Origin of the sequence: uncultured Campylobacter sp., from assembly GCF_937973075.1 — a bacterium.
In the GTDB taxonomy this organism is placed as follows: Bacteria; Campylobacterota; Campylobacteria; order Campylobacterales; family Campylobacteraceae; genus Campylobacter_B.
Genome location: NZ_CALBWL010000050.1, coordinates 1 through 8307 on the forward strand (window position 1 = coordinate 1; position 8307 = coordinate 8307).

General features: G+C 42.7%; 7 protein-coding genes and 1 pseudogene. 2 read left to right on the plus strand and 6 right to left on the minus strand.

Annotated features, from left to right (window positions below):
• The coding region (locus Q0274_RS06500) for a hypothetical protein (protein ID WP_298028415.1) at nt 1-193 on the plus strand (193 nt) is incomplete at its 5' end.
• A 1064-nt stretch (nt 194-1257) separates the two neighbouring features.
• Here Q0274_RS06500 and Q0274_RS06505 read toward each other — a convergent pair.
• The 6 genes and pseudogenes from Q0274_RS06505 to Q0274_RS06530 all read right to left on the minus strand — a co-directional run.
• Nucleotides 1258-1677 (minus strand): annotated as a pseudogene (locus tag Q0274_RS06505) (methionine ABC transporter permease); the annotation flags it as partial.
• Between the two features lie 96 nt (nt 1678-1773).
• On the minus strand, nt 1774-2286 hold the full coding sequence (locus Q0274_RS06510) for a pyridoxamine 5'-phosphate oxidase family protein (RefSeq protein WP_298028416.1): 513 nt from the start codon (nt 2284-2286) through the stop codon (nt 1774-1776).
• A complete protein-coding gene (gene ftsZ / locus Q0274_RS06515) occupies nt 2287-3447 on the minus strand; it encodes a cell division protein FtsZ (protein WP_040303139.1) in 1161 nt (386 codons plus the stop codon).
• Between the two features lie 22 nt (nt 3448-3469).
• Complete coding sequence (ftsA, locus tag Q0274_RS06520; RefSeq protein WP_177389106.1) at nt 3470-4837, minus strand: cell division protein FtsA; 1368 nt, start codon at nt 4835-4837, stop codon at nt 3470-3472.
• Complete coding sequence (locus Q0274_RS06525) at nt 4830-6287, minus strand: peptidylprolyl isomerase (RefSeq protein ID WP_298028417.1); 1458 nt, start codon at nt 6285-6287, stop codon at nt 4830-4832. Before Q0274_RS06525 ends, ftsA begins: the two co-directional genes overlap by 8 nt.
• Before the next feature lie 132 nt (nt 6288-6419).
• On the minus strand, nt 6420-6980 hold the full coding sequence (locus tag Q0274_RS06530) for a class II aldolase and adducin N-terminal domain-containing protein (protein WP_298028418.1): 561 nt from the start codon (nt 6978-6980) through the stop codon (nt 6420-6422).
• Between the two features lie 64 nt (nt 6981-7044).
• Here Q0274_RS06530 and rsmH point away from each other — a divergent pair, with 64 nt between their 5' ends.
• Nucleotides 7045-7980, plus strand: coding sequence for a 16S rRNA (cytosine(1402)-N(4))-methyltransferase RsmH (rsmH, locus tag Q0274_RS06535; protein ID WP_298028419.1), 936 nt, complete (start codon nt 7045-7047; stop codon nt 7978-7980).
• The last annotated feature ends 327 nt before the right edge of the window (nt 7981-8307 follow it).

Genomic DNA, 8307 nt, shown 5'->3' on the forward strand with positions numbered 1-8307 from the left:
GTTTAAGGGAGATGCCAAAGCATCTACTATGGGACTTGACGCTCCTAAGCCTAGCTTAAAAGGCTCTACCGGAGTATTTGAAGCAGGCTATAAATACGATAGCAAAAACTTAATCTTTAGCCTAGGAGGCAAGGGCTATATAGGCAAAACAAGAGGCGGAGCTATCAATGCAGGGTTTGAGGTGATGTTTTAAATTTTAAGAGGAAAGCAAGCCCTAGCTCACACATCTATAAAATCAAATCCTATACTTAAAATTTCAGGGGCGGGAGATTTATCGCCCCTTTTTAAATTTAGATGCTACGCAGATGATCTCGTTTGCAGCGCATAAAGAGACCATCGAACTTGCAATGCAAAACGGGATAAATTTCATAGCTTCGCTCTTATGCGATAACGATCTTATTAAACGCGCCGTATCCGCCCGCATAAAATTTTACCGCAAGCGGCGCAAGATAATTCATAAAATTCTATGCCGTTTTAAAATTCTGCGATACGAAAAAATTTAGGCTCAATTCGCAGAGGAATTTCATAGTCTGCCTTATTTTTAAAGAACTGGCGTAATCTTAGGTTCTTTTACCAAAGCCAAAAAAGCTTGTCAAAGCGGCGATACCATCATCTTTGGCTTTTATTGCTAAGGCCGGTGCCTTTTATTTATATCCTGCGCTTTATATTTTAATAATGAAGCTACGAAATTTCGCAGCAAAAGCGAAATTATATAAGAAAGATCTCGCAAAACCTAAAATTATAAAATTTTAAAACTGCTTGTCATAGAATTTATAAGCAAAATTTCGCAAGGTCTAAAATTTTAAAATTCCGTGCTTTAGAATTTCAAATTTCAACTTACGCTTCTCATTAAGGTTTGGGCTAAATTTTAAATTTTAGGCAATTAAATTTTAAAATTCTGCGCCTAAATCTTGCCTGCGAATTTTAAAATTATCCAGCATAGTTTCGATCGTTCGCTTCAAAGAGGCGACCTGTTATAAAAATAAAGCTTACTCTACGCGAAACAAGTCTTGGCACGAGCTTTGCTTTAGCTACACAAAGCCTAAAATTTAAACCTTGACGGTAGGCAAAAATCTATCTGCTCGTGATTATAGAATTTTAAGCGGTATTCATAGCGTTGCAAACCTACCTTTTTTATAATTTTATAGTTTGGTAAACGGGTTATACAAACGAACGGCCTATAGTTTAAGATCTACTTTTTCGCAATTCGATACTAATAGAAAATGTTTGATATCTCGTTAAGCTATGGGTTTGAGCCTACTTTTTCGTAATTTTATAGAGTAAATTTCCGATGCTTTGGATTATCTGCACGAGCACGATCAGGATCACGACGGTGTATGCCATTATATCGGGACGGAAGCGCTGAAAGCCATAGCGGATCGCCACGTCGCCGAGCCCACCACCGCCGACCGTGCCCGCCATCGCCGTAAATCCGATGATGACGATGAGCGTCAAAGTAATCGCACCGATGATGCTAGGTAGCGCCTCGATGAACATTACGCGAAAGATTATCTGCGTCTTGCTCGCGCCGAAGCTCTTCGCCGCCTCGATTACGCCGCTATCGACCTCCAGCAGAGCGCTTTCGATGAGGCGAGCGATAAAGGGGGCCGAGCCGATAGTAAGCGGTACGATCGCCGCGGTGGTACCGATGCTAGTGCCGACAAGAAGCTTCGTAATTTGGCGATACGAAATTTCAGATTAAAATTTGCTTACATTCGAACTTGAAATTTTAAGAAATCAAGCAATTTAAATTTAGATTTCTTAAATTTAATTCTATAAAATTTTAGCCTTTGCGGTTACGGATTTTATTTTGAGTTCGTAAATTTTCGTGCGCTTTAATGATGCTTTGGAGGCGAATTCTACGCGCGACATATAATTTGGGGTGTATTTTTCGCAAAGTATCCGCAGGGCGTAAATTTTACGCTCGTCATCTAACACTTCGTTTGCTTCGCAAACGGCGATCGCGCTGCGGTACTCCGTCGTATAAACTCTAGAGCCTAAAGCGGCAGCGTCGTTTGCGATAGATCGGTATTCTTCGTCGCTTGGGGTAGGGACGCGGTTGTAGCTAACAAAAACCGCCGTTACCGCGCGTCCGTTTTGAAAGAGTTTTGCCTTTGTGCCGGCAGGCGCGCCGTGGATATAAATAATGTCTGCATCGCGCACGGGCGAGATAGGCACGCTAAAAATTTCGCCGCTCTCGTCTATGCAGCTAAGCGTAGCGTATTCGCTCTCGTCGATGATTTTCAATGCCTCATCTTCGCTTAGCTGCCTATCTCGTCTGCGCATTTAGTCCATCTGGTTGCGTAGGAATGCGGGCTCGTCGAGCTCGTCGTAGGTTTCGTCTCCGTTAAAATCGCCGCTACTTACCTTTTGTCTAGAAAAGATAGAATTTCGACCCATGCTCTCTAAAAGCGCCTTCCTGCGATCTGCTACGTTATCGCTGGCGACCTGCTTTTTTTCCTCGATACTCCTTTCAAAGCCGGTGGCGATGAGAGTAACTTCGACGCGGTTGTTTTCCATCTTAGGATCGGTGGTAGTGCCCCAAGTAACGTCGGCATCCTTATCCACGGTATCTTCGATGATATTCATCGCGGATTCAATCTCAAGCAAGGAGCAATCAGGCGACATCTTGAAATGCACTAACACGCCCATAGCGCCGTGGATGGATGTATTATCCAAAAGCGGAGATTGGATCGCACTTTTTAGCGCTTCTTCTGCCGCGCCGTCGCCCTCACTAACGCCGATACCCATAAGCGCCAAACCGCGGTGCGTCATTACCTTTTTGACGTCGGCATAATCGACGTTAATATCGCTATCGCCGGACTCTAAGATCACGGAGATCATACCGTTTACGGCTTGGAATAGGACATTGTCCACAATCTTAAAGGCATCTTTTAGGCCGGTTTTTTTATCGATGATCTTCAATAAATTTTGATTTGGGATAACGATTATGGAATCGCACTCTTTTTTAAGCTCTTCAAGACCCTCTTGTGCTAATCTCATGCGCTTTTTACCCTCAAAACCGAAAGGGGTAGTAACGACGCCGATAGTTAGCGCTTTTTTCTCTTTCGCAGCTTTTGCAACGATAGGTGCAGCGCCCGTGCCGGTACCGCCGCCTAGACCGGAGCCAACGAAAACGATATCGGAGTAGTCCAAGCGGTCCTTAAGATCGTCGTAGTTCTCCTCCGCAGCCATCTTGGCAAGCGCTGGATCCATACCGCAGCCAAGGCCTTTGGTGGTGTTTTCGCCTAGTAAAATTCTAGTATTTGCGATCGACTTTTCTAACGCCTGTGCATCGGTATTAGCCACCATAAGCTCAACGTCGGTCTTGGTAAATCCTTCGCGGATCATATGATTTATCATGTTGCATCCGCCGCCGCCAACGCCGATAACCTTCATCTTGGCACCGTAGATGCCCTTTCTTTCTTCCATACTGTATCCTTTCACGAGTATCTCCTTAGCTTAAAATTTAAAACCAATTTTTCATAGACGACCAAATTTTATTGAAAAAATTCTGTCCGTCTTTTTTGGGAAGTTGGATATTCAAATCCTCCTTCTTAGCCGCACCGCTATCCGCTCTGATGCCCTCTTTTTCTATCGCCTTACTGACCTCTTTTTCATAATATTCGTTCACATTTCGTTTCGGAGCCTTGTTTATAACTTCGTCTTTGTAGCGGAGTTTGCCGTTAGAGTCCATCTCGTAAGGGGTGAATTCGCCGAAACCATACATGCAAAGTCCTAGTGCGCAAGAATTTGAAATATCATCGGCGATCTCGTGCAGACCGCCCACGCTCTTTGCTCTTGCAACCCTAACGGAAGTGTTATCAAAAACTATCGCCGCTAAATCGCGCACATCGTCTAGCTTCGCCATACCGCCCGTGATTACGATACCTGCGCCTATGCGGTCTTTATAGCCGCTTCTTTCGATCTTATCGGCTATCATATCGAAAGTCTCTTTAACGCGAGCAAGGATTACTTGCGAAATGATCTCAAGGCTTATTATGTGATTTTCCGATTCGCTATCGCCTAAAGCAGGCAATTCAACTTCGCTATTGCCTTGATTAATTAGATCGTTGTAGGTGATCTTTATGTTTTCCGCATATGGAAGCGGCGTGTGCAGAGCGCGCGATAGATCGTTAGTAACGTTATTAGAGCCGAACATCACAACATCGTTATAACGTAAGGAATTTCCCAGGTGGATGACTATATCGCATGTAGCGCCGCCCATATCGATCAGTACGACACCTAGCTCCTTTTCGTCTTTGCTAAGCGTAGATATGGAGGATGCGTAGCCTGAAAGGACGATGTTATCTACCTTTACGCCCGCCATCTCGACGGATTTTTTTAAATTTTTAATAGAGCTTTCAGGAGCGATAACAATATGGGTAGATACCTCCAGGCGGGTACCGCTCATACCGAGGGGGTCTTCGATGTGCTCCTGCTCATCGACTCTAAAATCATACGGAAGCACATGCAAGATTACACTATCGCTAGGCACGTTTGCTTGCGCTTCGGCAACCTGCATGGCACGCTTTATTTCATCTAGTCCGATCTCATTTTCCATGGTTATGACGCCACGAGATTTAACGCTTTTGGCATATGAGCCAGAGATCGATATAATGGCTTTATCGTAGCTTCTACCAGCGCCTTTTACTGCTGCTTTCACCGCCTGTTTTATTGAGCCCGCGGCTTGTTCTATGTTTGTTATGACACCCTTTTTGATACCTAAAGTATCGGCTCCGCCAACGCCTAAGACCGTAAAAATGCCATCATTTTTAGCGATTATCGCGCGAATTTTAGTCGAGCCTATATCTAGACCTAAAATATACTCACTCACTGTCTTTACCTTTAAAATATCTTTCGGTTTTATAGCGCTTTTCTAACATTTTGGTTAGATCGTTTTGCAGATTGGAATTTAATAACGTGGTTATCCTATCGGCGACGATCGCTCTTTCTTTATCTATCTCTTCGCTGCTACCTAAGCTCTGCTGTGAAATTTTATACACTACGGCTTTATTATCAAACATCACTATCCCTTCTTTGGCAGGCTTATTAAACATATCGATAAGAAATTTATAAAATTCGTCATCGCTCAGCTTGGTATTATTTTTACTATTAAGAGATAGCGTGCCGAAATCTTCGCCTTTGAAATTTTTAAGCGCATCTTGAGCTCTTTTTTCAAGTAGCTCTTTACGTTTCTTCGTTTCAAATTCTTTAGAAGCCAAAGGCTTAGCCTCTTCAAAGCTCATCTGCCTAGGCTGCTCTACACCGTTTAGTTTAGCAATCAAATATCCGCCTTTGTACTCGAAAGGCTTTATGACATCTCCTGGCTTTGCAACCTCAATCTCAGATATTGGAAAATTGCTAGCCGTAGCAGCTATAGTTTCATTAGTATCAAGCTTGCCTTTTTTGATCTCCAAATAATCCTTTGTAGCGTCTTTTTTAACCTGATCCATTCGGTAATCTTTTAAGACGTTAGGTTTGGCTTCTGCAAAATCCAATAATTTATCATCCAGGCTTCTATACTCACCTCTGTGTTCTTCATAAAATTTACTTAGTTCCGTCTCATTCACATCGGCTTTACTAGGCGCCACGAAATAGACCCCTAGATTATATTTTTTCTCGGTCATAAAGTGCGATTTCTCGCCTTCCCAAAATTTCTTTAGCTCGTCGTCGCTAAAGGTAACGTTAGCGTCTGCGTAGATGATCTCGGCTGATACTTTATCCTGCATTAGCTGCGATGCGGCAAACGCCTCTATGATCTTGGAATTTGGCGTGATCATTAAAGCCTTGCCTAGCTTTTGCAGAGTTAGCGTTTTTTGTAGATTGCGCTCAAATTCCTTTTTGGTTAGTCCAGAATTCCTTACGACATTATCGTAAAGTTCCTTACTAAATGCGCCATTTTCTTGGAAATTCGGCGAGTTTAGCACAAATTCCGCCACATCTTTATCACTAGCCTGAACGCCTAAGTCTTTAGCAAAATTTAGAAAATACGCTTCGCCGATTAGCTGATCTACTGCGATCTGATCTAGATGCATATTTTTGGCTTGTTCTTGAGTAAATTGCCCATCGCTCATAGCGCTTAGCCGATTGTATAGTTCGGAGTATTTTGTGTTTAATTCTTGATTTGTTATGGAAATTTGCCCAACTCTGGCGATTGAGCCTGCGCGGTTAGCGTTCATATCATATGCGCCCCAGCCGACGAAGCCTGCGCCCACGAAAGCTATCGTGCTTATCCAAATAGTCGGTATAAGCGACTTCTTATGCTTTTGCATCCATTCTATCATCTAAATCCTTAAATAGCTAACTAAAGAAATTTTTTGTTAGTAATTATACAGATAAAACCTTATGTAAGGCTGAAAAATAGGCATTTTTAGCGAATTATAACGCGTTAGTAAATGATTTGGTATACATTAATCTTAGCTTAGCAAAAGCAGCTTTGAACTCATTTCTAAAATCGCTATTTTTTTCGCCATTTGCTGCGCGCTCCTTGCATGGGCAAAAACCCCATAGCCGCGAATCACCATTATATCGCTATTTTCATTTATCATATAGTTGCAAATTTCGTACGGCGCGCGCTCGTGCCAGTCGTCGTAGTTCTTAGGATCGTAAATTTCAATGCGCTTAAATTTGCTCACCCCAAAGTAATCTCGTGGCAAAATAAAATCATGCTCCAGCGTATATGCGACGAGATACGGCGGTGTCGCGTAGGTTACAAATTTCGCCTCTTTTATATTTTTATAGATATTTATATGTATGTCGCTATCGATGCTAGCATCCTGCCAGCGGTAGTCTTTTTTTGAAAACAGCGTTATAAAATCATCCCTATTCAGGCTATCGAAAATCGCGTCTTTTTTGTTGATCAAGAACTGATTTTCTTTAATTTTTGCTGAAATCGAGCCGTGAAAGATCCCAAAAAGCCTATCTCTAAACATCGAAAGCGAAATTTTGCGTAAAATTTCATAATAATACTCGTCCATCTCTCGCCTTTGTAAAAAATTTCGCTATTATATAGGATTAGAAATTTCAAAAGGATAAATTTAAGTGCAAGCTCCACATATTCCGGTACTTTTTTCGCAGACGATCGCAGCATTTTCGCAGCTTGAAGACGGCTATGTTATCGACTGCACGCTAGGCTACGGAGGGCACAGCGAAGGCATTTTGACCGCTAATCCGCACCTTAAACTCATCGCTTGCGACAGAGATGCCGAAGCGATAGAATTTTCGCGCGAGCGGCTTGGTAAATTTAAAGATCGCATAGAAATCCACAAAGCAAAATTTAGCGAAATTTTAGAAATTCTGCCCGAGCAAAAGCTCCGCGCAGTTCGCGGGATCTTAGCCGACATTGGCGTTTCATCTCTTCAGCTGGATAAAAACTGCCGCGGCTTTTCCACTAAAAGCGACGCGCTGGATATGCGAATGGATGAGAGCGCAGCTCTAGATGCGTCGCATGTCGTAAACCGCTACTCGCAAGCGGATCTGGCGCGCATTTTCCGCGAATATGGCGAGCTAACAAACGCTAACGCAATCGCTTCCAGAATAGCTACTGCACGGACTAACGCACCACTAACAAGCGCTAAAGCTTTGGCAAATTTAATCGGAACGAAGCCCGTTAAAGGGCGCAGCATCAGCACGGCTACGCTAGCATTTCAGGCGATCCGCATCGAGGTAAACGACGAGCTTGGCGAGCTAAAGCGCCTGCTCACGCTCATTGAGCAAAAATCGCGCGATTCAATTCTAACTAATGCAAATGTCGCTATAATTTCATTCCATTCGCTTGAAGACCGCATAGTAAAGGAGCGATTTAGGGCGTGGGAGCGCGATTGCGTCTGTCCTAGAGAATTTATGCGCTGCGAATGCGGCGGCGGGCATTCGTTAGGCAAAATCCTAACCAAAAGCCCGATAATAGCAGACGCGCAAGAGCTTGCAAAAAACTCGCGAGCAGCGAGCGCAAAGCTTAGAATTTTTCGACTGAAATAACCGTCTTTGATTGCTATGAATTTTAAATTTTGACGAAATTTTGTAAAATTTACAGATTTGCAGGCATTAAATTTTAAAATTTTACGGAATTTTAAAATCCAACTTACAAAAATTCGCTTTAAAATTTATGATATTTTTCAGCGTTATTTTAAACGCACAATAGCTAAATCATAAAATTTAGCGAAAAATTTAACGTTGAATTTTACGCTATATTTAATGTATAATTTTATGAGATTTAACTGCTGCATGTTTTTATGGACTAGGCGGTAGCATAGGCACAGAGTCGAAGGCTCAGTAAAATTCTAACGGTTTTTCAGATGATTTGAC

What these genes read in the sequence shown, in the direction of transcription:
- Q0274_RS06510 (WP_298028416.1), bottom strand. Translation starts at nt 2,286, where the DNA reads ATGCGCAGACGAGATAGGCAGCTAAGCGAAGATGAGGCATTGAAAATC.
- Q0274_RS06525 (WP_298028417.1), bottom strand. Translation starts at nt 6,287, where the DNA reads ATGATAGAATGGATGCAAAAGCATAAGAAGTCGCTTATACCGACTATT.
- Q0274_RS06530 (WP_298028418.1), bottom strand. Translation starts at nt 6,980, where the DNA reads ATGGACGAGTATTATTATGAAATTTTACGCAAAATTTCGCTTTCGATG.